This window comes from Pelodictyon luteolum DSM 273 (genome assembly GCF_000012485.1).
GTDB lineage: Bacteria > Bacteroidota > Chlorobiia > Chlorobiales > Chlorobiaceae > Chlorobium > Chlorobium luteolum.
In genome coordinates this window covers 1494188-1516716 of record NC_007512.1, presented here as the reverse complement: position 1 = coordinate 1516716, position 22529 = coordinate 1494188, and the positions used below count along the sequence as shown (strand labels likewise).

Genomic DNA, 22529 nt, shown 5'->3' with positions numbered 1-22529 from the left:
GTTTAGTGGTTGTTCGTGATTTTCTGGGTGATGTTCTTGCTGTCGAACAGGCAGCTGACGGAATCATCTTCATAAATGCGTTTGATCGCCTCGCCGAACAGGTTGCTGACCGTGACGGTTTCGATTTTCGGCGAGTATTCGTGGCCGGTGACCACCGAATCGGTGACGATGACCTTCTCAAGTATCGAGGCATTGATTCTCTCGATGGCCGGTCCCGACAGGATCGGGTGGGTGGCTGCGGCGTATATCTTCAGGCCGCCGGCTTCCCGGATGGCTTTGGCTGCGTTGACGAGGGTTCCGGCCGTGTCGATCATGTCATCGACGAGCAGTACGTTCTTGCCGCTGACGTCACCGATGATGTTCATGACTTCAGCTACATTGGCCTTGGGGCGCCGTTTGTCGACAATGACAAGGTCGGTGCCGAGCTCTTCGGCGAACTTCCTGGCGAGCTTTACGCCACCGACGTCAGGGGATGCGACCACCAGGTTGTCGCGGAACTCCTTGTGACGGACGTACTCGATGAGGACGACGCTTGAGTAGAGATGGTCGAAGGGAATGTCGAAGAAGCCCTGGATCTGCGCTGCATGGAGATCCATGGTCAGGATGCGGTTTGCGCCGGCCTCGGTGAGGAGGTTGGCTACAAGCTTTGCCGTGATGGCCACCCTCGGCTTGTCCTTTCGATCCTGGCGCGCGTATCCGTAATAGGGGATGACGGCGGTAATCCTTGCCGCGGAAGAGCGCCTTGCGGCGTCGATCATGATGAGCAGTTCCATCAGGCTGTCGGCCGGGGGGTTGGTCGACTGGATGATGAACATGTCGGAGCCCCGGATCGACTCGAAATAGTTGACGGAAATCTCGCCATCGGAGAAGTTCTCCGCCTTTGCGTTGCAAAGGGGCATGTCGAGATAGGCGGCAATCTTTTCTGCAAGCGCCGGGTTACTGCGGCCTGCAAAAATTTTAATGGGTTTTGCCATCGTGTCCTGCATTTTCGGATGAAACGGGTTATATTATGGCAGTACTTCAAAGCCCCGCGGTATCCTCAGCCATCCTTCAAGGTCCGATACACTTACAGGGACTCCGAATATAATGAAAACGGGTTAAAAATTAATTTTTTTTTCCTCTTTTTGCCACGACCCCATAGCTCCAGAGACATGACCATTCAAGAAATCCGCCAGTACCTTACCCAGTTTTTCGATCCTGTTGAACTGGTTGGTGAGGGTGATGCCGTGATAGCCGGGCCGGCCAAAATCGAGTCTGCTGCCCGGGGCGAGGTCAGCTTCATAGCAAATGAGAAGTATCTCCGCTACCTTTCCCTCACCTCGGCATCGCTGGTCATCGTCCACCGCTCCGTCGATGTCTCCCTTTACGCCGGAGAACGCTCGTTCCTGAAGGTGTCCGATCCCTATACCGCTTTTGTTTTTGTGCTCCAGAAATTTGCCCGCCCGAGAACGCTTGCCAAGCCGGGCGTTGCACCGACGGCGGCGATTGGCGGGGGGGTATCGCTCGGCGAGGGGGTTGCGGTCGGTGAGCACGCGGTAATCGGCGACCGGTGCTCGATAGGCGCCGGAACGGTGATCGCTCCGAACGCCGTCATCATGCATGACGTGAAGATCGGTGAGGGCTGCACCATCTTTCCTCAGGTCACCATTTACGATGGAACCCTCATCGGCGACCGGGTGGTCATCCATGCCGGCAGCGTCATCGGTGCTGACGGATTCGGATTCGCTCCTCAGCCTGATGGTTCCTATGTGAAGATTCCGCAGATGGGGGTCGTTGAGATCGGCGACGATGCCGAAATCGGCGCCAACGCCACGATCGACCGCGCCACCATGGGCAGCACCGTGATTGCAAAAGGGGTGAAGGTCGACAACCTGGTGCAGGTGGCGCACAACTGCCGCATCGGCGAACACACCGTCATTGCCGCTCAGGCGGGCATTTCAGGAAGCACCATCATGGGCCGCGGCTGCATGATCGGCGGGCAGGCGGGTTTTGCCGGCCATCTCGAGCTTGCCGACCGCACCCACGTGGCAGCCCAGGCCGGGGTGTCGAAATCCTTTCTTGAGCCGGGAACGGCTCTCCGCGGCTATCCTGCCCAGCCTATGCGCGAACAGCTTCGCCATGAGGCAATGCTCCGCCATCTCGGATCGATGAAGGAGAAGATTGATCGCATCGACAGGGAACTCAAAGAGCAGGGCGCTTCACGGGACTGACCCGATGAGCGCCTGCTCTAGTAAGGCTCGTTTCCGCTCACTCAGGAGAGATTCCTCGGCACCTGCGAGGAGTGGTGGTGGATGATAGGCTTCGGCTGGGTTATGTCCACGACGAAACTGAAGCGCGACGGGAAACTGAGCAGCACCCCGTCTACCTCGAATTCAAAGGAATAGATGCCGCTGATTGTGGAGATCGAGTCGCTCAGGATGTGCTTGCGGAGCGCCTTGCTGTGCAGTCTCACGCCCATTCCCTCCCTTGTCGCCAGCTGTGCGAAGTATTCCCGGATGGCTACGGGTCCCATGACCGTATGGGGGGAAAATGTCGGAATGAGCACCGCGTTTTCATGGTAGAGGGCGGCGATTTCATCGGGATTGGCGCTGCATACTCTTGTGACCCATCCGAAAAGGATCTCTTCAGCAGTCTTGAAGTGTGTCATGTGGGATCGTTGTTGGTTCCGTATGAAGGTTCTCCTGCGTGAAGATAAAAAAATCCCGCCACATCAACTGCGGCGGGATTTCTTAAATCCCATCCCTTCGGACCAGCTGTCCCTACATCCTCAATTCGCCGCTTTGGGCCTGATCTTTCAGGTCGTCATTCGCATAGATCAGCACCTCTACCCTGCGGTTCTGCCTGCGTCCCGTTTCGGTTTCGTTCGATGCGACCGGGCGTGTTTCACCGTATCCGACCGGTGAGAGGCGGGAGCTGGAGACGCCGTAGGTTTTCAGGAGGGTTGCCACCGATTCGGCACGCCGTTCGGAAAGCAGCTGGTTCTGTGTTTCGCTGCCGATTGAGTCGGTATGGCCTTCGATGACCATGTTCGTGTCAGGGTAGCGGTTGAGGATCCTTGCAAGTTTCTCGATGTTGTACCGGCTTGTGGACGTGATGGTGGCTGATCCTGTCGTGAAGAGGATGCCTGAATCGAAGACTACCCGGATGCTTTCACCGACCCGCTCGACCCTCGCACCATCGACATCGCGGTCAATCTCGGCTGCCTGCTTGTCCATGTAGTTGCCGATGAGCGCTCCAGCTGCGCCACCGACGGCCGCGCCGATCAACGCGCCCTTTACCCAGCTTCCCGAACGGCTTCCGATGATGCCGCCGAGTACACCCCCCGCCGTAGCTCCTATGCCGGCACCACGCCCGGTGCGGCTGGTTGATTCGCAGCCCCATGTCATGGTGGCGGTTGCAAGGATGAGGATGAATGCGAGGGGTCGGGTCAGTTTCAGCAGGTGTGTCATGGTGTCTGCGGTTTATGTTTCACTGTTCTATACGTACTGCATATATAAAATATATGAAACCGCCGGGATTATTTTCGAGAGTTATTTCCCTCTGAGTGCTTCGACAGGGTCGAGGTTCGCAGCTTTCCAGGCGGGGAAGAGCCCGAATGCCACCCCGATGGCCGAGCATACCGCCATGGATACGGCGACCCAGAGGATGGGGATGACGGGCGGGAGCTGGAGGTTTATCGCCACGATGTTGCCGGCACCGGCTCCTGCGGCTGCTCCGATGAGGCCTCCTGCAAGCGAAAGAAGCAGTGCTTCATAGAGGAACTGACGAAGTATGCTGCTTTTCGGGGCTCCGATCGATTTGCGGATGCCGATCTCCCTGGTCCGTTCGGTGACGCTGACCAGCATGATGTTCATGATGCCGACTCCTGCCGTCAGGAGCGCCATGAAGCTGATGATGAAGGCTCCGATGCTGATGGAGCGCTTGATGTCGCGGAAGGATTCCACCAGCGATTCATTCGTCCTGATTTCAAAGTCGTTTTCCTCCCTGACGCCAAGTCCCCTTGCCAGGCGCATCGCTCCGATGGCATGATCGAGTGTCCGGGCGTACTCTTTCTGCGACCAGGCTTCCACCGTTATGCCGAGGCTGCTTTTTTCATTGACATGGCTGATGTAGCGGGTGATCGGGATCAGCATGAAGTTGTCCTGGCTCTGGCCGAACGCGGCACCTTTTTTTGTGAAGACGCCGCTGACGGTGTATACCTCCCCGCCGATGCGGACCTGTTTGGCGATGGGGCTATCACTTGCCGGGAAGAGCGCCTCGGCCAGATCGCTGCCGAGTATGGCGGTGTTTTTCGCAGACCGGATGTCGTTCGGAGTGAGGTTGCGCCCAATCTTGACGTCGAACCCGTTTGATGCCGCGAAGTGTTCATCTCCGCCGGTAAGCACCACATCGGGATTGGTCGTTCTGTCGCCGGACTTGGCCTGGTTGGCCTGGCTGGAGATGATAAAGCCGATGGTGCGCGCCTTCTGTTCCATGGTTTTCCTGAACGCCTGGGCCTCCCTCCAGGTGATGTCCTGCCGGTTTACGTAGATGTTCCTTCTATGACCGCTGCCGAAGACGGTGGCGGGATATTTCTGGATCTGGAAGGTGTTGGCTCCGAGGCTCGCCAGCCCTGACTCTACACTCCTGTCGAGGGCGTCGATGGTGGTCATTACGGCAATGATCGAAAAGACCCCGACGGCCACGCCCATAAGGGTCAGCCATGAGCGGAGTTTGTTGGCGGCGAGTGATGAGACGGCCTGCCGGATGATTTCAATGAGTGACATGGGCGTTCTTATTCATGGCGGAGCGAGTCGGCCGGATCAAGTTTTGAGGCCGTGACGGCCGGTGCCAGTCCCGAAACGATGCCGGTGGCCACGGACACGATGAGTCCTGCTGTCAAGAGGCCGAGTGAGAAGCTGACCGGGAAGTCCGGTACGATTCTGCCTATGGCCAGCGTGATGCCAAGGGCGGTCAGGAGTCCGATGAAGCCGCCGATGAGGCAGATCATCACCGATTCGATGAGGAACTGCATGAGAATGGTCTTCCGCCTGGCCCCGAGCGCCTTGCGGAGGCCGATTTCGCGGGTTCGCTCCCTGACGCTGACGAAGGTGATGTTCATGATGCCGATGGCTCCTACGAAAAGCGACATGCCGGTGATGAATATGCCTGCGGCGGCAATGCCGTTCTTGATGGGGTCGAGCTGGCTTTTGAAGGCTTTCTGTTCGTTGATTGCAAAATCATCCTCCATTCCGGGGGCGAGGCGCCGGATACGGCGCATGATGCCGAGCAGTTCCTCCTTTGCTTCCGCAACGCGGCTCTGGTCCCGTATTTTCACCCGCATGGTGACGAACGCGTTCTTGCCGTAGACCCGCTCGAATGCGCCGAGGGGCATGATGATCTGGTTGTCGAAGCTGAAGAGCCCGAGGAACTTCCCCTGTTTGCGGAATGTGCCGACAACCCGGAAGCGGGTGTTTTTCAGCATGATGGTGCGTCCGACGGCAGATGCTTCACCGAAAAGTCCGCTCGAAATGTCGTCGCCGATGACCGCGACCCTATCGCCTGAGGCAGCCTCACCGGGGGTGAAGAACCGTCCTTCGGCAAGGTCGCCGGAGGCGGTCTGGAGGTAATCCTCGTTGGTGCCGAGCGCGAATGCCTGCTCGACCGTCTGGCCGAGGTAGCGGACCGAGGCCTGGTAGGTCGATATCTGGGGGACGGCGACCGAGAGCTCCGAGCGGGGGTTGCTTTCGATGATGCGGTTGATGGTTTCGCTGTAGCCTGTTTTCAAGTCGGGCCTGTTGCGGTAGCGCCACCACTGGCCCATGGTGCTCCAGGATGATTTCTGTACATAGACGACGTCGTATCCGAGCATGGCCAGACTCCGTTCAAAACCGCTGTCGATGCCGTTGATGGCCGTTCCCATCATGGTGATGGCCACGATGCCGATAATGACGCCGAGCGCGGTGAGGAACGAGCGGATCTTATTGTCCCTAATCTGGAACAGGGCCATCCTGAAACTTTCCGCCGATTCGTAACGGAAACGGTGCATGCCGTCGTTCATCGCCGTTCGTCGCTTTCTATCTTTCCATCGCGCAGCCTTATGATCCTTGACGTGCAGTGCGCGATATCCTCCTCGTGGGTGATCAGGATAATGGTGTTTCCCGCCCTGGAGAGTTCGCCGAAGATTTCCATGATGTCGTGGCTTGTGGCGGTATCGAGATTGCCGGTCGGTTCATCGGCAAGGATTATCGATGGCTTGTTGATGAGCGCCCTGGCGATGGCAACACGCTGGATCTGCCCTCCCGAGAGTTCTGTGGGGCGGTGGGTGATACGGTCGGCGAGCCCTACCCGGGTAAGCGCCGATTCGGCCCGCTCCCTCCGTTCTGAAGGGTCGATACCGGCGTATATCAGCGGCAGCTCAACGTTCTGGAGGCAGTTGAGGCGGGGGAGAAGGTTGAAGGTCTGGAATACAAAGCCGATTTCACGGTTCCTGATGCGGGCCAGTTCGTCATCGTCCATGTCGGCGACATTCTGGCCGTTCAGGTCGTAGGTTCCGGAGGTTGGCGTGTCGAGGCAGCCTATGATGTTCATGAGGGTGGATTTGCCGCTGCCGGAGGGCCCCATGATTGCGGCATAATCGTTTTTCAGGAACTCGAGGCTGACGTTGTCGAGTGCCTTGACGATCTGGTCCCCCATTTCGTAATACCTCGAGAGCGACTGCATGGTGATGACTGCATTTGACGGCATAGGGCGTAGGGTTCTTGCTCTCTCTTTACTCTGCGAGACGGACCTTCTCTCCATCCTGAAGCTGGGTGCTGATGGCTGTGTAACTGCCAGAAACCACCCGTTCGCCCTCCTTCAGTCCTCCGGTGATGACGATGTGGGTGTTGTCGGTCGTTCCTGTAGTGACCGGCACGAAACTGACCCGGTTGTTTTTGAAGACGAAGACCCCCTGCCGGCTTTCCTCCTGATGCTTTCCCGGGGCGTCATCTTTTTTTCTGCCGCTTTCCGCTTTCGGTGACCTCAATGTTACGCTCTGGATGGGGACCACCAGAGCATCGGGTACCCGTTCGGATTCAATGTCCGCCGTGGCGCTCATGCCGGGCTTGAGGAGGCGTTCGTGGTTGAAGATGCGCACCTTGACCGAAAAGTTGGTGGCCTCTTCCTGCGTGCCGGCGGCCGTTGAAATGGCAGAATTGGCGATCTCATGCACGGTTCCCCGGAAGACCCGTTTGCCGTATGCATCGACGGTCACCGAGACGGGATTGCCGAGTCGCACGTTGACGATGTCGTTTTCGTTCACTTCCACCTCGACCTGCATGCTGTCGAGATCGGCAAGGCGCATCACTTCGGTACCCGGGAACTGTCCTGTACCGACTACACGCTCACCGAGCTTGCTCTGGAGCGAGATTATCGAGCCACTGATCGGCGCCGGAACGACGGTTTTTTTCAGCCGGTCCTGGTTCTGGTCGAGCAGGCTGCGGTTCTGGGCGATGGCATACTGTGACGACTGATAGGCGGCACGCGCCGCCTGGGCATTGGTTCTGGCTGAGATGTAGTCGCTTTCCGAGATAAGCTTCTCATTGAAGAGGATGGATGCCTTGCGGAAATCATCCTCTGCCTTGACCTGTTTCGATCGGGTTTCGAGGCTCAGTGACTTTGCCTGGTTGAGTTGCGCCAGACTCTGTTCGACCTGGTTGATGTAGACGTCCGGCTGGATCTTGAAGAGCAGTGCCCCTTTTTTGACCTGCTGGCCTTCGCTGACCGGCAGTTCAATGATTTCACCCGAGACGTCAGGGGAGATTGCCAGATCGGTTTCGGGCTGGATTTTGCCTGTTGCGGTGACGAGGTGAATGACCTCCTTGCGGAATACGGGTTCAAGTGTCACCTCGACCGGCTTTTGCCTCCCGAACAAGAGTGCGGCAAGAACGGCGAGCGCGGCAATGGCGGCCGCACCCATAAGGAGGAGCCGGTTTCTTTTCGTGGACGATTTTTTCCTGTTCATCGGTTCTCTCTCAGGGTTGGGGATTCATGGGCAGCTCAAGGGTGCCGGTGGCATAGGCAATCACATTCTTCTGGAGCTCAAGGTTGTAGCGCGCCTGTGTGAGGCTTGAGCGGGCGCTGAACAGTGCGGCTCGGGCGGTGGAGAGGTCGACGAACCCGGCAGCACCGAGCTCGTATTTCTTTCTGACCGCCAGATATGCGGACTGTGCGGCTTTCAGGCTGATTTGGGCGGTTTCCGTCTGCATCCGGGCTGAGCGGAAGTCGTTATATGCCTGACCGAGATCGATTGCAATGTCGCGACGCAGGTCGTTGTAGTCGAGGGACTTGTTGAGCCAGCCGATTTTGGCGGACTGCACCAGGTACCCGGTCTGCCAGCCGTCAAAGATGGTCCAGCTGAGGCCGATGGAGACCGACTGGCCGATGGAACGCTCAAGCTGGTCGTCAAGGGTCGGCGTAGGATATGTAATGGTTGATCCGCTGAGGTAGCGGGACCCACCGCTCGAGAGGGTCCAGGTGGCATCAAGGGATGGCAGGCGCTGGCCCCGGGCTTCACGGACCTGCCAGCGGGCAGCACGTGCTTCGAGTTCGCTTCCGATGAGGTCCTGTCTTTTTTGGAAGGCCGTCGTCATGAGGGAGTCAAGCGCAGGAAGGTACGGCGGCATGGTTCCGGTTCCTTCGGGAGCGTCGGCGAGGGTGACCGGGACGGCGGGGGTCCGGTTGATGCGCCGCAGGAGCTCAAGGAGGCTTCTCTGCGCTCTGGCTTCAGCCTGGATGGATGCAAGACGCCTCGAGGCTACTTCGGCTTCCTGTTGGTAGCGTTCGGTCATGGATTTAAGTCCCACCCTGAACTGGTTCTCGGTCAGCTTCAGCTGGTCTTCCGATGCCAGCAGGTCCTCTTCGGCAATTGCCTGGAGCTCCCGGTCGAGGAGGGCCTGGTAGTAGGTCTGGGTTACGTCGTAGGCTATGGTTTCATAGGCTCTCGTGAGGCTGTAGCCGAGGGCGCGTTTTGTTTTCAGGGCCGCCTGCAGCGCAGAGTAGTCGCTGAAGCCGTTGAACAGGTTCAGGCTCGCCGTCAGGGTGGCAGTGGCAGATTCTGTTGAGGTCGTTGTGTAATCCGCCAGAGTGGTAGCTGGCGAGTAGGCTTTTGCCCGGCTGTAAGGCGAGTATGTGGCCGATGCCGTTACGCCCGGAAGAAACCGTCCATACCTCCGGAGCACGTCGGTTGCCTGGAGCTGCAGGGCGTTTTCTGCTTTTTTGCCCTCTGAGGCGGTGGCAAGAGCTTCCCTGACGCACTCTTTCAGCGTGAGCCGGGCCGGCGGCTCTGCTTCAGCTGCCCGCAGGGTAAAGGGCGGAGCAAGAAGGATGATGGCTGCGGCGATGAAGGAGCGTAGTGTAGAAGTCAATGTTGGTAATGCGCTACAGGTTTACGGGCAGTCGGAGCGGTTCATGCTGCAAGCTGTTGCCCTTCAAACTCAATATAGCCAACTGCAGGCAAAGCCGCCGTAAGCATATGGGACATATGGAGATTACTACCGCCGAATCGGCTGAAAAGTTTCCGTGTGAAGGAGATGTCGAAGCGCTGCAGATCCTCAGAGCTTTTCAAGCAGGGTATCGATTTTCCGCATGTAACCGGCAGCTTTTTCCGGCTGCAGACGGATGAGCTGGGTATAGACCTTGATGGCCTTTTTCGTCGCGCCCTGCATGCTGAAGAGCTGGGCAAGTGTCTCGGTGGGCACCTCAATCGCCTCTTCGTCGGAGAAGGGCATTTTCTGTTCGACGATGGGGGTGGGATCGGCGGTTTCCGATGTCATTAATGGTTCGAAGTGCAGGAGGGCTTCCGAGAGCTCTTCGAGTTCGGCCGTCACCCGGTCGAATCCGGCTTCTCCCATCGACGGTGCTTCGCTTTCCGGCCCTGCCGCTTCGGGAGGTGCGGTATAGAGTTCCTGCAGCTCCCTCCGGGCCACTTGATTTGCGGGTGCGATTGCACAGCATTTCCTGAGGTGGTCCATGGCGTTCAAGGTGCTGCCGAGGCCCCGCAGCGCTCGTGCATAGAGGAGACTGAAGAGGTATGAGTCCCCGAACATCTCCCGTTGGGGGCTGAGGCGCTCAAGTGCCATCTGGTACTCTCCCCGGGAAATGTCAAGCGATACTTCCGCAAAAAAAAGATGGGGGTTCCGGATACGTGCTGTGGTGTTGTTGCCTTGCATGGCTTTTTCAGGCGGACGCCCCCGCTTCAGGTTCCATTGCAAGGCGGATCAGGCGGTCCGTCAGTTCCATGAACCCGGTTCCGGCAGCCGCCATGAGCCGGGGGTACATGCTGACCGGTGTGAAGCCGGGGATGGTGTTGATTTCATTGAAGACGATGCTTCCGGTGGTTTCGTCGACGAAAAAGTCGACCCTCGACATTCCTCGGCATCCAAGCGCCCGGTAGGCACAGAGCGCAGCCTCCCTGACCTTTTCCTGCAGATCGCCGGGTATTCGGGCGGGAATGAAGAGTTTCGCTGTGTCGTGGATGTATTTGTCTTCGTAGTCGTAGAATTCGCTGCCGGGTTCGATTTCCCCGCAGGGCGAAGCTTCCAGGGTGTCATTGCCGATGACGGCGACTTCCACTTCCCGGCCTTTGACGGCCTGTTCAATCAGTACCTTCGAGTCCAGGCTGCAGGCATGGGTGATGGCTTCAGCGAGCTCGCTTTCGGAGTTCACTTTGGTTATGCCGACCGATGAACCGAGGCTGACGGGTTTAACGAACATCGGGAACGAGAGTGATGCAACGGCCAGCCTGTGCGTTGCTTCAGGGTCACGGCGGTAGGCATGGCTCATGACGGTCACCGACACTGCAACGGCAAGGCCTGCATCGGCGGCAGCGAGTTTCGTCAGCGCTTTGTCCATGGTGAGGGCAGACGCAAGGACCCCGCAGCCGGTGCAGGGCACCTGCAGGGTTTCAAGCAGGCCCTGCACCCGGCCGTCTTCTCCGTAAGAGCCGTGCAGAACCGGAAATGCGACGTCGATACCCCGGAAATCAAAGTTGAAGGGCGGCTCTGCCGATGCCGCCACCATTTCACGCAGGGTTGCGGCTGTGGCTTCAAGCGATGTGGTGCGGATGAGGTCGGCGATGTCAAGCTTGAGAATCTGTTCGGCTACTCCGCCGGCATACCACCCGCCATCACGGGTGATGTAGACCGCTAGAACCCGGTAGCGGTCCCGGTCGATGTTGGCGGCCACAGCGCGGGCGGAAATGACCGATATTTCATGCTCTAGAGAGCGGCCTCCGAACAGGAGGGCTACGGTTGTATGGTGCATGGTGGTCTGCGGCGGGTGTTCTTGGTTCAAATGAAGTGTCGCTGGTGTTCAACCGAAATGCACCGGTTCTGTACGACGGAGATGCCGGCCTGACGGGCTTTTTCTGCAGCGGGTTCATTGGTGATGCCCAGCTGCATCCATATCACTTTCGCCCCGATGGCAATGGCTTCGTCGACGACTGGCGGGATATCTGCGGGTTTGCGGAAAATGTTGACGATTTCCACCGATTCGGCAATTTCCGGGGGCAGCGCCTTGAGGGACGGATAGCAGGGGAGCCCGAGGATCGTTGTCTGGCCGGGGTTGACGGGGATGAGGGTGTATCCGGCGGCAATCATGTAGCGCGCCACGGCATTTGAAGGCCGTTCCGGCTTCGGTGAGAGCCCGACGATGGCCAGGACGCGGCATGTGCCGAGTATGTCCTCTATGGAGGGAGCTGGTGTTCCCATGTCATCTGCCGGGGAATATGTTACAAAGCTGGCGGCCGGGTGCGGGGCAGACCAGATTTTTCATGAAAATACCCCTCGAGGAGGAGACAAACAATGCTTCGGGCCACAATAAGGTCCTGAAACTGCTTTTTTTTCTGCATCAGTCCTGTCGTCTGTTTTCCCGGGGTCCCACGACGGTTGCGGGGGACCGATCCGTCCTGCGTATTGCCGACGCGTACTTTTTGGGCTATCTTAGGCATTATCGAGACCGGCTCCATCTGGCGCTGTCCCCATACTGTCCGTAACGATAAATGTCTGAAGAACGACTGACTGCCGTGCATCCCTCTTTTTCAGCGGTACTGGCTATCGACACCGGTTTCGGGACCGGGGAGGAGAACATGGCGTTCGACCGCCGCATGATGCAGGCGTTCGCCGATGGTCTCTTCCAGAAAGAGTTCGGGGAGGGGAGCTGCCTCTGGCGGTTTTACGGCTGGCGGCCCCATGCCCTTACCATCGGCTACAATCAGGATATCGCTCTTTTCGATACCGGGAGGTGCCGGATGGAGGGTATTGATGTCGTGAGGCGGCCGACCGGCGGCAGGGCGGTCCTGCATGGCGAGGAATTTACCTACAGTTTTATTGCGGATTCTCCCGAAGAGAACACCGAGCTGTATCGTCATGTGCATGAAGTTATACGGATTGCGCTTGAAGGGCTCGGTGTCCATGCAGAGTTCTGCCGCTCGACCCTGCCCGCCCGCGGCGTCACGGCTCCTGTTGCATGCTTCACCGCCTCGGCGCGCCATGAACTGCAGGTTGACGGACGGAAGCTGGTGGGGTCGGCGCAGCGTAGAAGCGGAAGGGTGCTGCTCCAGCACGGTTCGCTGCCGTTGTCCCGCCGTCACATGGACCTTTCCCGGTACGTTCCGGGGGGTGGGATTGCGGATGCAGAAGATCTGAGGGCGGAGATGGAGCGGAAAACCGTTTCCCTTGAGGAGATTCTTGGTTACATTCCATCCTACGGGCGGCTTGTGGAGCTGATGCTTGCCGCACTTGAAACCCATGGCGGCAGTGCGCCGGTGCGGCTTCGGTCTCCCGGGGCACCGGGGCCCGACGGACGGCTTTTACCTTCATCCATCACGGAGAGCTTGGCACCATGAACAAAAATTCACAGCAGAAGGCAGCCCATGTCACCACGAGGCGACTCTACGACATGAAGCAGAACGGTGAGAAGATATCCGTTCTGACCGCCTACGACTATACCATGGCCAGGATCCTCGACCGGGCCGGCATTGATGTCATCCTGGTGGGTGATTCTGCCAGCAATGTCTTTTCAGGCCACAACACCACGCTCCCCATCACCGTCGATGAGTTGATCTACCATGCCAAGGGGGTCGTGCGCGGGGTGCAGGCTGAAACCAGCAGGGCCATGGTTGTCGTGGACATGCCGTTCATGAGCTATCAGCTCTCGCCGGAAGATGCGCTTCGCAATGCCGGCAAGATCATGAAGGAGCATGAGTGCGATGCCGTCAAGATGGAGGGCGGGCGCACCATCGCCGATACCGTCAGGCGCATCACCGATGCGGGCATACCGGTGATGGGCCATCTCGGCCTGATGCCCCAGTCCATCTATAAATACGGCAGCTACAAGGTGCGGGCCGAAGATCCGGCCGAAGCCGAAGAACTGCTCGAGGATGCAGTGACGCTCGAGCGATCGGGCGCGTTTGCCGTTGTGCTTGAAAAGATTCCTGCCGGCCTTGCCGCTGAGATCTCCCGCCTGCTTTCCATTCCGACAATCGGTATCGGTGCCGGGGCTGAGTGTGACGGGCAGGTACTCGTCGTCAATGATATCCTCGGCCTCAACAGGGAGTTCCATCCACGGTTCGTCCGCCAGTACGCCGATCTCAACACCGTCATCGAACAGGCCGTCCGGCAGTATGTGGAGGATGTGCGGAGCGGCGGATTTCCCTCGGTCGATGAAAGCTACTGAGCCTCCTGAAATGGCCACGGAGCTTTACAGCTCCGGTGAAACATTGTACTTTATACGGCGTGCTCCAGGCTGCCGATTTTCATGATTGAATTGATTATCCTCTATGGCCGACCCCCCCAACAGTAATGCTTCGAAACACTATCCGCCCTTCATTACGGAGGAGTCCGGTGTGCGGCCGCAGCGTTTCGGCTTCGTTTCCCGTTCGTTTTTCCCTTCCGTCTTCACCGTGATGAACATGGTTTCAGGCTACGCCTCCATCGTCATGTCCGGCGAGGGCAGTTATGTGGCAGCCTGCTGGTTCATCATCCTTGCGGCTTTTTTCGATACCGTTGACGGATTCGTCGCCCGGGCCACCAACGGAATCTCCGATTTCGGATTTGAGCTCGATTCACTCTCCGACCTTGTTTCCTTCGGCGCAGCTCCTGCATACCTGGTCTATAAATTCGGGCTCGAGGGGATGCCGGGCATGCTCGGCATCGCGGTGAGCGCCCTCATCATGATTGGCAGCGGGCTCCGGCTGGCCCGCTTCAACATCAGCATGATCGGCTACAGCAAGGATTCGTTTTCGGGGCTTCCGACCCCCGCCCAGGCCCTGACCATTTCGGGCTTTGTCCTCTGGATGCAGTCCGAACGCTTTTTCCCCGTTGAGATGATGCCGACAGTAATTGCATGGCTGTCGGTGACGCTGGCGCTGCTCATGGTGAGCAAGGTCAATTACGACGCTCTTCCCAAGCCGACCGTAGAATCAATCCGCCAGAGGCCGTTTCAGATGGCGCTCTACGCCCTGGCCGGATTCTCGGTTCTTGTCTTTCAGTCGAAGGCTTTTTTTCTTGCCATGTTGTTGTATATTCTGCTCGGTATCCTGCGCTCGCTGATGCTGCTCGTGCGGCAGCGGGCCGGCTGAATCTCCACCAATAAACCACCTGTTCCGACCATGGCATATACCGCTAAGATTAAGGTGACGCTCCGCCAGTCCATTCTTGATGTCCAGGGAAAAGCCGTTGAGCATGCCCTCCTGAACCTTGGTTACGGCAGCGTGGGTTCGGCAAGGATCGGCAAGTACATCGAGGTGAGCATCAATGAAGACGATGCCCTTGCAGCCGAACGCATCTGCAACGAAATCTGCCTGAAGCTGCTTTCGAACCCCGTTATGGAAAATTATTCATTCGAACTGGAAAAAGCCTGAGTGCCGGTTTTCAGCTCACCCACCAAATTCGCTACTACACATGGCTGACATCACCATAGGGGTCGTTGTGTTCCCCGGATCGAACTGTGATCATGACACCATGCATGCCGTCGCATCGTTCGAGGGCGTGAAACCCGTCATGCTCTGGCACGGCTCGCATGACCTCCAGGGGGCTAAGGCGATCATCCTTCCCGGCGGCTTTTCCTATGGCGACTATCTCCGCGCCGGTTCCATCGCTCGCTTTTCGCCCATCATGCAGGAGGTGGTCGATGCTGCAGGAAAAGGGCTTCCTGTGCTCGGTATCTGCAATGGCTTCCAGGTGCTGCTTGAGAGCGGACTGCTTGATGGTGCGCTCTCCAGAAACCGTGACAAGAAATTCCTCTGCCGCGACACGTACATCCGTCCGGTGAACAGCAACACCATGTTTACAGGTCTCTACCGTGAGGATGAGGTGCTCAGCATCCCGATCGCCCACGGGGAGGGCAATTATTTTGCCCCGCCCGAGGTGATTGAAAGCCTTGAGGAGCATGACCAGGTGGTGTTCCGTTATACCGATCGTGAGGGCCATGTCAGTGATGAGGCCAATCCCAACGGTTCGGTTGGAAACATTGCCGGCATCATGAACCGCAATGGCAATGTACTCGGCCTCATGCCGCATCCCGAGCGCGCCAGCGAAAAACTGCTCGGTTCCGAAGACGGACGGCGCCTCTTCGCATCTCTCTTCCGGCAACTTTAACTCCCGCCACCATCGTGACCCAGCGAAGAAAGGTGTTTGCATGGCTGCTGTTTGATTATGCCAACACCTCCTTCAGCGTGATGATGGTCACCTTCGTCTTCCCGCTCTACTTCAAGAACGTCATCTGCGGGGGAGACCCTTCCGGAGACGCCCTCTGGGGTGCCGGCGTCAGCATTTCCATGCTGCTTGTCGCCGTGGTCTCTCCAGTGCTCGGCGCAGCTTCCGACCTGTCGGGCCGGCGCAAGCGATTCCTCTTCTCCTTCACCCTCATGTCGGTTCTTGCAACCGCACTCCTTTCGTTTTCAGGGCCCGGGACGGCTGCTCTGGCGCTCGTGCTCTTTGTGCTTGCCAACATGGGCTTCGAGGGCGGGCTCGTGTTCTATGACGCTTACCTCAAGGAGATCACATCCGAAAAGAGCATCGGCCGCCTTTCAGGCTACGGATTCGCGATGGGATACCTCGGGGCGCTTTCGATCCTGCTGCTCGTCCGCCCGCTGCTCGAGGGCGGGGTCACTGTGTCGAACATCGGGAACCTCAAGCTGAGTTTTCTCATTGCCGCAGCTTTTTTCGCCCTCTTCGCCACGCCGCTCTTTCTCGTGCTCCGGGACTCCGGCCGAAGGGCGGGCCCGATGCTCTCTCTGGAGGGGATAGTTCGCTCCATCAGGGAGGTGCGCCACACCGTTACCCATATCCGATCCTTCCCCGATCTGTCACGGTTTCTTCTTGCCTACTTTTTCTACAACGATGCCATTCTGACGGTCATCGCCTTTGCCTTCATCTATGCCCAGAACACGCTCCATTTCACAACCGGAGAGCTCATCGTGTTTTTCATGACGGTGCAGACCACCGCCATTGCGGGTTCAGTGGCGTTTGGTTTCGTGACCGACCGGATCGGTCCCAAGCGCACCATCGTCATTACCCTCATCATCTGGTTTCTGGTCATCCTGGCAGCTATTCTCTCCGACAGCAAAGAGATGTTTTTTGCAACCGGCATGCTGGCCGGCATGTCCATGGGCTCTTCGCAGGCGGCCTCCCGTTCCATGATGGCCCGCCTGACGCCCCGGGCACATCTGGCGGAGTTTTTCGGGTTCTATGACGGCACCTTCGGCAAGGCTTCCGCCATTGCCGGCCCTTTGGTGTTCGGTCTTGTGTCGGCCGGAGCGGGAAGCCAGAAAGCGGCTCTCGCTTCGCTCCTGCTCTTTTTCATGGCAGGACTTCTCTTGATGACGAGGGTCCGTTCCGAAAGCAGCCTCGCCGGTGCTTCGGCCGCGGGTGCCTCCGATTCCGGCTGAATTGCTATCTTACCCTGAAAGGCGCCCCCGAAGGTGCGCTAAACTGAACAGCGGATACGAATGGCACCTGGCAGCAACGGAATCATGGACGGCATGCACCGGCGGATCGGAGAGGCGGGGGCTTTTTTCCGTTCGTTCGTTCCGTTCTTCCTGCAGAACGTCCGCCATGACCGGATATTTCTCAGCGCCGGCTCACTGGCCTTCCAGACCCTCCTCTCGATCGTTCCCCTTCTTGCCGTGGTGCTTTCCATTCTCAACGTCTTTGCCGTCTTCGCCCCGCTCCAGCCGTATGTGGAAGACTTCATCGTGCATAATTTCGTGCCGGGTACCGGCGGGATGATCCGGGAGTATTTCTCAGGTTTCATCGGCAACACCTTCACCATGCCCATTTTCGGGGCCCTGTTTCTCTTCATTGTCGCTCTTGTCCTCATCTCAACCGTCGACCATACCCTCAACGAGATCTGGGAGGTACACTCGCCGAGAAAGGTCCTGCAGGGCTTCACCCTCTACTGGACGGTCCTGACGCTCGGACCCGTGCTTCTGGCCACGAGCCTTGCGGCAAGTTCCTTCGTCTGGTACACGGTCTTCACGGAAGGTCCGCTGCTCGAGCTGAAAACCCGGCTCCTCTCCCTGCTTCCCTCCACCATCACCGTGCTTGCCCTTCTGTTGCTCTACCTCCTTGTGCCGAACCGCAGGGTCCGTTTCCTTCACGCCCTTTCCGGCGCACTTGTGGCAACGCTGCTGTTTGAGGTCTCAAAGCGTTGGTTTGCGTTCTATGTGGCCAATGTGGCAACGTTCGAGCACATCTACGGAGCCCTGTCGGTCATTCCGATGCTGTTTTTCTGGATCTACCTCGGCTGGGTCGTCGTACTGACCGGCGCAGAAATCGTCTACTGCCTCGGGGCGCGGAGGCTTTCCGGCCCGGCGGCCCCGGAGTTCGATCCTTTGAGGGGTGTTCCCCTCATGCTCGCAGTACTCCGGATGGTCTGGCGTGCAGGGGGGGAGGGCGTTGTTCTGGACATGAAAAAAATTCTCAGGGAGTTTCATCGAGAGAACCCTTCCTCTTTAAGAAAAATTGTGGATATTCTTCTTGAGTGCCGCTTCATGCATCTGACCGCCAGCGGCGGGATGGCTGCGGCGAGCGACCTCCATGTCATGACGCTGTACGACCTCTTCATAAAGCTCCCGCCGGATTTCGGCGCTGAGGATTTCGGTCAGGCCGGGCCTGCATGGGATGGAATTGAACTGCAGGGGGTTCGGGAGCGTCTCGGCGCATGCTTCGAAGAGAGCATGCACGTCCCCCTCATACAACTGATGGATGGAAGTAACGAAGGGCAGGTATGAGTTATCAGGTAATCGCAAGAAAATACAGGCCGGCAAAATTTGCCGACATCACGGCGCAGGAGCATATCACCCGCACGATCCAGAATGCGCTCAGGATGGGACGGCTCGGCCACGGGTACATTTTTTCGGGTCTTCGAGGCGTTGGCAAGACCACGGCTGCCAGAGTGTTTGCCAAGGCCCTCAACTGCCAGAGGATGATCGATGATGCTGACTGGCTCCGCGATGTTACCGAGCCCTGCGGGGAGTGTGAAAGCTGCCGTGACTTCGAGACCGGCACCAGCCTCAACATCGCCGAGTTCGATGCCGCTTCAAACAACAGCGTCGACGATATCCGCGCTCTGCGCGAGAACGTCCGTTACGGCCCGCAGAAGGGGCGCTACCGGGTCTACATCATCGATGAGGTGCACATGCTCTCCATTGCAGCCTTCAATGCGTTTCTGAAGACGCTTGAAGAGCCGCCGCCGCATGCCATCTTCATCTTCGCCACGACTGAACTGCACAAGATTCCCGCGACCATCGCCTCGCGCTGCCAGCGGTTCAATTTCAAGCGGATCCCGCTGCCCGAAATCCAGCAGCAGCTGCAGGGCATCTGCGAGTCCGAAGGAATCAAGGTCGAACCGGACGCCCTGCAGCTGGTGTGCCGCAAAGCCCAGGGCTCGATGCGTGACGCCCAGAGCATCCTTGATCAGGTGATCGCCTTTTCAGCCCAATCAGGAGGGGATGGCGCCATCAGTTACCAGAACGTGGCAGAGCTGTTGAACTACATTGATGACGAACAGCTTTTTGCCGTCACCGACGCCATTGCCGCCGGTGATGCTCCAGCCATGATCGAGGTTGCTCAGTTCGTCATCCAGAACGGCTATGACGAGCAGGATTTTCTTGAAAAGCTGATCGAGCATCTCCGCAACCTCCTCATGGTGCAGAACCTCCGCTCCTCGCGCCTTGTCGAACGGCCCGATGCCGTCCGGGAGCGCTATGAGGCCGATGCCGGCAAGTTTTCCGCCCGGCAGCTCATGCAGATGGCTTCATTCCTGCTTGAAACCCAGAAAGAACTGAAGTTCCAGTTCGAGTACCAGTTCCGCTTTGAGCTGGCCCTTCTCCGGCTGATCGAGCTGCACCTTCCGGCCGATGACATTGGCAAGCTTCCGATAACGCAGGAGCCTCAAAAAAAAAAGCCCCTGATGTAGCATCCCGCCGAAAGACTGCCGATCCCTCAGTCGCCTCCCAGAAGAGTGAGCCTGTCGGGCAGCCGCCTGTTTCCGTTGAGCCAGCTCCTCTGCCGGAGCCGCCGCCTGTAGAAGTCCCCGAGGCCTTTGATACCCCGCTCGACCAGTCTCTGCCTGCAGCGACCGGGCAGCCAAATCCCGCGCCCCATAAAGAAGGGCTTGACCTCGGTTCATGGCAGAAAAAATTCACGGGCTACGTCTCAAACCCCGCTGCCCGCCTTCCTTCCGTTTCCGGAGGCAGCGGCCCCTCTCCGTCCGGCTCCCCGGCATGCGATGATGGAGATCTACAGGCTCTTCGCCTTGAGTGGAACCTCTTTCTCGACAGTCTCCAGAAAGGGGGAGGGTCCGTCATGGCAACGCACCTGCAGTTATGCGAGATTACGGCCTGCAACGCCAAAGGAGTTCTCGATCTCGTCTGTTGCCGGAAGTTCTCATGCGAGGAACTGATCGGGGCGGCCGACCTGCTCGGAGAGAAGCTGACGGCGTTTTACCAGAAACCGCTCCGGGTCCGCATCCGTTACGATGCGGAAAAAGACGCCTGCACCAGAGAGAAGAGCGTCTTCACCCTCTTTGGGGAACTGACCGGCACGAACGAGGTCGTCCGCTACATCATTAAGGAGTTCGGAGGGGAGCTGATCTATTGATCGTGTGTTCAGCTGTGTGCGGGGTTCCACATGCTGATGGTTTTATAAATGATGAAAATTCCTCATATTCAGTCTTTCCGGCCGCAGCCGGCCGACAAGTATTTCAATCCCAAGGACATCCATAGATATTATGACGAAAGAAGCAGGCGAGCTGAATGCACTCAAAAACCGTTTTCGCACCGACTACTGCGGCCAGCTAGGCCTTGATGGTGAAGGCCGTGAGGTAAGGCTCGGTGGGTGGGTCCACAGAATCCGCGACCACGGCGGCCTTGTGTTCATCGACCTGCGAGACCATACCGGCATCTGCCAGCTCGTGGTGCAGCCCGAGCGGGAGGAGCTTTTCGAACTTGCCGGCCGTCTGCACGCAGAGTCAGTCATCACCATTGAGGGCCGGGTTGTCGCGCGCTCTTCGGAAACCATCAATCCCCGACTTGCTTCAGGCTCGATCGAGGTCGTGGTCTCAGCGATCGGCGTTGAAAGCCACGCACGTCCACTGCCTTTTCCCGTTGCCGACGAGGTGCAGACGTCCGAAGAGCTTCGGCTCAAGTACCGGTTCATAGACCTTCGCCGGGAAAAGATCCACGAGAACATCATCTTCCGCAGCCGCATCAGTGCCGCCATCCGCCGCTACCTCGAGGAGCGTGACTTCATCGAGATACAGACCCCTATTCTTACCTCCAGTTCTCCCGAAGGTGCACGTGACTTTCTGGTCCCGAGCCGTCTGCATCCCGGGAAGTTCTATGCACTGCCGCAGGCACCCCAGCAGTTCAAGCAGCTGCTCATGGTTGCCGGCTTTCCCCGTTATTTCCAGATCGCGCCATGCTTCCGCGACGAGGACGCCCGTGCGGACCGCAGCCCCGGCGAGTTCTACCAGCTTGACATGGAGATGGCCTTCATCGAGCAGGACGACCTGTTCGAGATTCTCGAGGGCATGTTCCGCCATCTTACCGACACCATGTCGAAGAAACGCATCACCCGGTTCCCCTTTCCCCGCATCAGTTACCGCGAGGTTATGGACAGCTACGGTACCGACAAGCCGGACCTGCGCATCCCGCTCAAGATCGAGGATGTGACGCCGATGTTCACGGATTCAGGTTTCAAGGTTTTCGCCTCGAACACAAAGCCCGGATGTGCCGTGAAGGCGCTCGTCCTGAAAGGTCGTGGGACCGAGTCCCGCCTTTTTTATGACAAGGCTGAAAAAAGGGCCAGAGAGCTCGGTTCGGCAGGACTGGCCTACATCCAGTTCCGCGAGGAAGGCCCGAAGGGTCCGATCGTGAAGTTCATGACGGAGCCCGAACTGCAGGCCATGAAAGACCAGCTCACGCTTGAGACCGGGGATGTGGTCTTCTTCGCTGCAGGCAAATGGGAGGCGGCATGCAAGATCATGGGCGGCATGCGCACCTATTTCGGCGACCTGTTCACCCTTGACCCCGACGAACTATCATTCTGCTGGATCGTCGACTTCCCGATGTTCGAATACAATGAGGACGCCAAAAAGGTCGACTTCTCCCATAACCCATTCTCCATGCCGCAGGGCGAGATGGAGGCACTTGAGACCATGGACCCGCTCGACGTGCTGGCCTACCAGTACGACATCGTCTGCAACGGCATCGAGCTCTCCAGCGGCGCCATCCGCAACCACAAGCCCGAGATCATGTACAAGGCCTTCGAGATCGCAGGCTACAGCCGCGAGGAGGTCGATCTGCGCTTCGGGCACATGATCGAGGCCTTCAAGCTCGGCGCACCGCCCCACGGAGGTATCGCACCGGGCCTTGACCGTCTCGTCATGATTCTGCGCGATGAGCAGAACATCCGCGAAGTCATCGCCTTCCCGATGAACCAGCAGGCACAGGATCTCATGATGGCGGCTCCGTCTGAAGTTACCGGGGCGCAGCTTCGGGAGCTCCATATCCGCCTTGACCTTCCTGAAGAAGAGAAGAAGTGATGGGGCTCCTAAGGACGGTTCTGTTGCCAGTGGCTGTTTTTCTTGCTCTGGTGCCGGTTCTTGCCGGCGCCGGGTCCCTTCAGGCAGCCGAGACTGGTTCGATCACCGTTTCCGTCTCCGGCCTCAGTAACGAAAATGCCGGCTGCATCATCGCCCTGTTCAATGAAAAAAAAGGGTTCCCGGCCAAGACTGCCCGGGCAGCGAGAACCCTCACCATACCGTCAGGCGTTACTTCCGCCCGCTTTGATGCCGTTCCCTACGGCACCTACGCCCTCACCATCTTTCATGACCGGAACGGCAACGGGAGGCTGGATGCCAACTTCCTCGGCATGCCGAAAGAGGGTGTCGGCACATCAAACAACCCCCGCACATCATTCGGCCCGCCTTCATTCAACGATGCATCCTTCCTTCTTGACGCCCCGGAAAAAGCGATCCGGGTGAACATGCGCTACCTCTAGCAG

The 22529-nt window shown here is 58.2% G+C and carries 23 protein-coding genes; 12 read left to right on the top strand and 11 right to left on the bottom strand.

The window, feature by feature from the left end:
• Positions 1 to 2: 2 nt before the first annotated feature.
• Positions 3 to 974, bottom strand: coding sequence for a ribose-phosphate pyrophosphokinase (locus PLUT_RS06950; RefSeq protein WP_011358072.1), 972 nt, complete (start codon positions 972 to 974; stop codon positions 3 to 5).
• A 177-nt stretch (positions 975 to 1151) separates the two neighbouring features.
• On the opposite strand from PLUT_RS06950, the gene lpxD reads away from it, so the two are divergent.
• Positions 1152 to 2210, top strand: a complete 1059-nt coding sequence (gene lpxD / locus PLUT_RS06945) for a UDP-3-O-(3-hydroxymyristoyl)glucosamine N-acyltransferase (protein WP_011358071.1) — start codon at positions 1152 to 1154, stop codon at positions 2208 to 2210.
• 41 nt (positions 2211 to 2251) lie between these two features.
• Here the strand turns inward: lpxD and PLUT_RS06940 are convergent, their stop codons facing one another.
• From PLUT_RS06940 to PLUT_RS06895, 10 genes are all read right to left on the bottom strand, one after another.
• Complete coding sequence (locus PLUT_RS06940; RefSeq protein ID WP_011358070.1) at positions 2252 to 2647, bottom strand: hypothetical protein; 396 nt, start codon at positions 2645 to 2647, stop codon at positions 2252 to 2254.
• 112 nt (positions 2648 to 2759) lie between these two features.
• Entirely contained in the window at positions 2760 to 3449 is a 690-nt protein-coding gene (locus tag PLUT_RS06935; RefSeq protein ID WP_011358069.1) for an OmpA family protein, read from the bottom strand.
• 81 nt (positions 3450 to 3530) lie between these two features.
• A complete protein-coding gene (locus tag PLUT_RS06930) occupies positions 3531 to 4766 on the bottom strand; it encodes an ABC transporter permease (RefSeq protein ID WP_011358068.1) in 1236 nt (411 codons plus the stop codon).
• 8 nt (positions 4767 to 4774) lie between these two features.
• Entirely contained in the window at positions 4775 to 6040 is a 1266-nt protein-coding gene (locus PLUT_RS06925; RefSeq protein WP_011358067.1) for an ABC transporter permease, read from the bottom strand.
• A complete protein-coding gene (locus PLUT_RS06920; RefSeq protein ID WP_041463855.1) occupies positions 6037 to 6726 on the bottom strand; it encodes an ABC transporter ATP-binding protein in 690 nt (229 codons plus the stop codon). Before PLUT_RS06920 ends, PLUT_RS06925 begins: the two co-directional genes overlap by 4 nt.
• A gap of 25 nt (positions 6727 to 6751) precedes the next feature.
• Positions 6752 to 7984: an efflux RND transporter periplasmic adaptor subunit gene (locus tag PLUT_RS06915; RefSeq protein ID WP_011358065.1), complete on the bottom strand. Its 1233-nt coding sequence runs from the start codon at positions 7982 to 7984 to the stop codon at positions 6752 to 6754.
• A 10-nt stretch (positions 7985 to 7994) separates the two neighbouring features.
• Positions 7995 to 9386 carry a TolC family protein gene (locus tag PLUT_RS06910; protein WP_011358064.1) on the bottom strand — a complete coding sequence of 464 codons (1392 nt, stop codon included), beginning with the start codon at positions 9384 to 9386 and terminating at the stop codon, positions 7995 to 7997.
• Positions 9387 to 9572: 186 nt separating this feature from the next.
• Positions 9573 to 10190, bottom strand: coding sequence for a hypothetical protein (locus tag PLUT_RS06905; protein ID WP_011358063.1), 618 nt, complete (start codon positions 10188 to 10190; stop codon positions 9573 to 9575).
• A 7-nt stretch (positions 10191 to 10197) separates the two neighbouring features.
• A complete protein-coding gene (locus PLUT_RS06900; protein WP_011358062.1) occupies positions 10198 to 11283 on the bottom strand; it encodes a D-alanine--D-alanine ligase family protein in 1086 nt (361 codons plus the stop codon).
• Positions 11284 to 11309: 26 nt separating this feature from the next.
• On the bottom strand, positions 11310 to 11729 hold the full coding sequence (locus tag PLUT_RS06895; RefSeq protein ID WP_011358061.1) for a CoA-binding protein: 420 nt from the start codon (positions 11727 to 11729) through the stop codon (positions 11310 to 11312).
• Between the two features lie 290 nt (positions 11730 to 12019).
• Between PLUT_RS06895 and PLUT_RS06885 the strand changes: the two genes are divergently transcribed.
• From PLUT_RS06885 to PLUT_RS06835, 11 genes are all read left to right on the top strand, one after another.
• On the top strand, positions 12020 to 12865 hold the full coding sequence (locus PLUT_RS06885) for a lipoate--protein ligase family protein (RefSeq protein ID WP_011358060.1): 846 nt from the start codon (positions 12020 to 12022) through the stop codon (positions 12863 to 12865).
• Positions 12862 to 13695, top strand: a complete 834-nt coding sequence (gene panB / locus PLUT_RS06880; protein ID WP_011358059.1) for a 3-methyl-2-oxobutanoate hydroxymethyltransferase — start codon at positions 12862 to 12864, stop codon at positions 13693 to 13695. The genes PLUT_RS06885 and panB overlap by 4 nt, the downstream gene beginning before the upstream one ends.
• Before the next feature lie 103 nt (positions 13696 to 13798).
• Positions 13799 to 14599, top strand: a complete 801-nt coding sequence (gene pssA, locus PLUT_RS06875; RefSeq protein ID WP_011358058.1) for a CDP-diacylglycerol--serine O-phosphatidyltransferase — start codon at positions 13799 to 13801, stop codon at positions 14597 to 14599.
• Positions 14600 to 14629: 30 nt separating this feature from the next.
• Positions 14630 to 14881, top strand: coding sequence for a phosphoribosylformylglycinamidine synthase subunit PurS (gene purS, locus PLUT_RS06870; RefSeq protein ID WP_011358057.1), 252 nt, complete (start codon positions 14630 to 14632; stop codon positions 14879 to 14881).
• A gap of 40 nt (positions 14882 to 14921) precedes the next feature.
• On the top strand, positions 14922 to 15617 hold the full coding sequence (gene purQ / locus PLUT_RS06865) for a phosphoribosylformylglycinamidine synthase subunit PurQ (protein ID WP_011358056.1): 696 nt from the start codon (positions 14922 to 14924) through the stop codon (positions 15615 to 15617).
• Between the two features lie 14 nt (positions 15618 to 15631).
• Positions 15632 to 16909, top strand: a complete 1278-nt coding sequence (locus PLUT_RS06860; RefSeq protein ID WP_011358055.1) for an MFS transporter — start codon at positions 15632 to 15634, stop codon at positions 16907 to 16909.
• A 60-nt stretch (positions 16910 to 16969) separates the two neighbouring features.
• Positions 16970 to 18253, top strand: a complete 1284-nt coding sequence (locus tag PLUT_RS06855) for a YihY family inner membrane protein (protein ID WP_011358054.1) — start codon at positions 16970 to 16972, stop codon at positions 18251 to 18253.
• Positions 18250 to 19440 (top strand): DNA polymerase III subunit gamma/tau, encoded by a 1191-nt coding sequence (dnaX, locus tag PLUT_RS06850; RefSeq protein WP_011358053.1) that lies wholly within the window; start codon positions 18250 to 18252, stop codon positions 19438 to 19440. Before PLUT_RS06855 ends, dnaX begins: the two co-directional genes overlap by 4 nt.
• Before the next feature lie 389 nt (positions 19441 to 19829).
• Positions 19830 to 20123: a hypothetical protein gene (locus PLUT_RS11995; protein ID WP_238974567.1), complete on the top strand. Its 294-nt coding sequence runs from the start codon at positions 19830 to 19832 to the stop codon at positions 20121 to 20123.
• A 130-nt stretch (positions 20124 to 20253) separates the two neighbouring features.
• The gene (gene aspS / locus PLUT_RS06840; RefSeq protein WP_011358052.1) at positions 20254 to 22068 is read left to right on the top strand and encodes an aspartate--tRNA ligase; all 1815 of its coding nucleotides are present in this window, start codon (positions 20254 to 20256) and stop codon (positions 22066 to 22068) included.
• A gap of 29 nt (positions 22069 to 22097) precedes the next feature.
• Positions 22098 to 22526 (top strand): DUF2141 domain-containing protein, encoded by a 429-nt coding sequence (locus PLUT_RS06835; protein ID WP_238974566.1) that lies wholly within the window; start codon positions 22098 to 22100, stop codon positions 22524 to 22526.
• Positions 22527 to 22529 lie beyond the last annotated feature (3 nt).

Coding starts and splice junctions, on each gene's coding strand:
- PLUT_RS06950 (WP_011358072.1), bottom strand. CDS start 974: ATGGCAAAACCCATTAAAATTTTTGCAGGCCGCAGTAACCCGGCGCTT.
- lpxD (WP_011358071.1), top strand. CDS start 1,152: ATGACCATTCAAGAAATCCGCCAGTACCTTACCCAGTTTTTCGATCCT.
- PLUT_RS06940 (WP_011358070.1), bottom strand. CDS start 2,647: ATGACACACTTCAAGACTGCTGAAGAGATCCTTTTCGGATGGGTCACA.
- PLUT_RS06935 (WP_011358069.1), bottom strand. CDS start 3,449: ATGACACACCTGCTGAAACTGACCCGACCCCTCGCATTCATCCTCATC.
- PLUT_RS06930 (WP_011358068.1), bottom strand. CDS start 4,766: ATGTCACTCATTGAAATCATCCGGCAGGCCGTCTCATCACTCGCCGCC.
- PLUT_RS06925 (WP_011358067.1), bottom strand. CDS start 6,040: ATGAACGACGGCATGCACCGTTTCCGTTACGAATCGGCGGAAAGTTTC.
- PLUT_RS06920 (WP_041463855.1), bottom strand. CDS start 6,726: ATGCCGTCAAATGCAGTCATCACCATGCAGTCGCTCTCGAGGTATTAC.
- PLUT_RS06915 (WP_011358065.1), bottom strand. CDS start 7,984: ATGAACAGGAAAAAATCGTCCACGAAAAGAAACCGGCTCCTCCTTATG.
- PLUT_RS06905 (WP_011358063.1), bottom strand. CDS start 10,190: ATGCAAGGCAACAACACCACAGCACGTATCCGGAACCCCCATCTTTTT.
- PLUT_RS06900 (WP_011358062.1), bottom strand. CDS start 11,283: ATGCACCATACAACCGTAGCCCTCCTGTTCGGAGGCCGCTCTCTAGAG.
- PLUT_RS06895 (WP_011358061.1), bottom strand. CDS start 11,729: ATGGGAACACCAGCTCCCTCCATAGAGGACATACTCGGCACATGCCGC.
- PLUT_RS06885 (WP_011358060.1), top strand. CDS start 12,020: ATGTCTGAAGAACGACTGACTGCCGTGCATCCCTCTTTTTCAGCGGTA.
- panB (WP_011358059.1), top strand. CDS start 12,862: ATGAACAAAAATTCACAGCAGAAGGCAGCCCATGTCACCACGAGGCGA.
- pssA (WP_011358058.1), top strand. CDS start 13,799: ATGGCCGACCCCCCCAACAGTAATGCTTCGAAACACTATCCGCCCTTC.
- purS (WP_011358057.1), top strand. CDS start 14,630: ATGGCATATACCGCTAAGATTAAGGTGACGCTCCGCCAGTCCATTCTT.
- purQ (WP_011358056.1), top strand. CDS start 14,922: ATGGCTGACATCACCATAGGGGTCGTTGTGTTCCCCGGATCGAACTGT.
- PLUT_RS06855 (WP_011358054.1), top strand. CDS start 16,970: ATGGCACCTGGCAGCAACGGAATCATGGACGGCATGCACCGGCGGATC.
- dnaX (WP_011358053.1), top strand. CDS start 18,250: ATGAGTTATCAGGTAATCGCAAGAAAATACAGGCCGGCAAAATTTGCC.
- PLUT_RS11995 (WP_238974567.1), top strand. CDS start 19,830: ATGGCAACGCACCTGCAGTTATGCGAGATTACGGCCTGCAACGCCAAA.
- aspS (WP_011358052.1), top strand. CDS start 20,254: ATGACGAAAGAAGCAGGCGAGCTGAATGCACTCAAAAACCGTTTTCGC.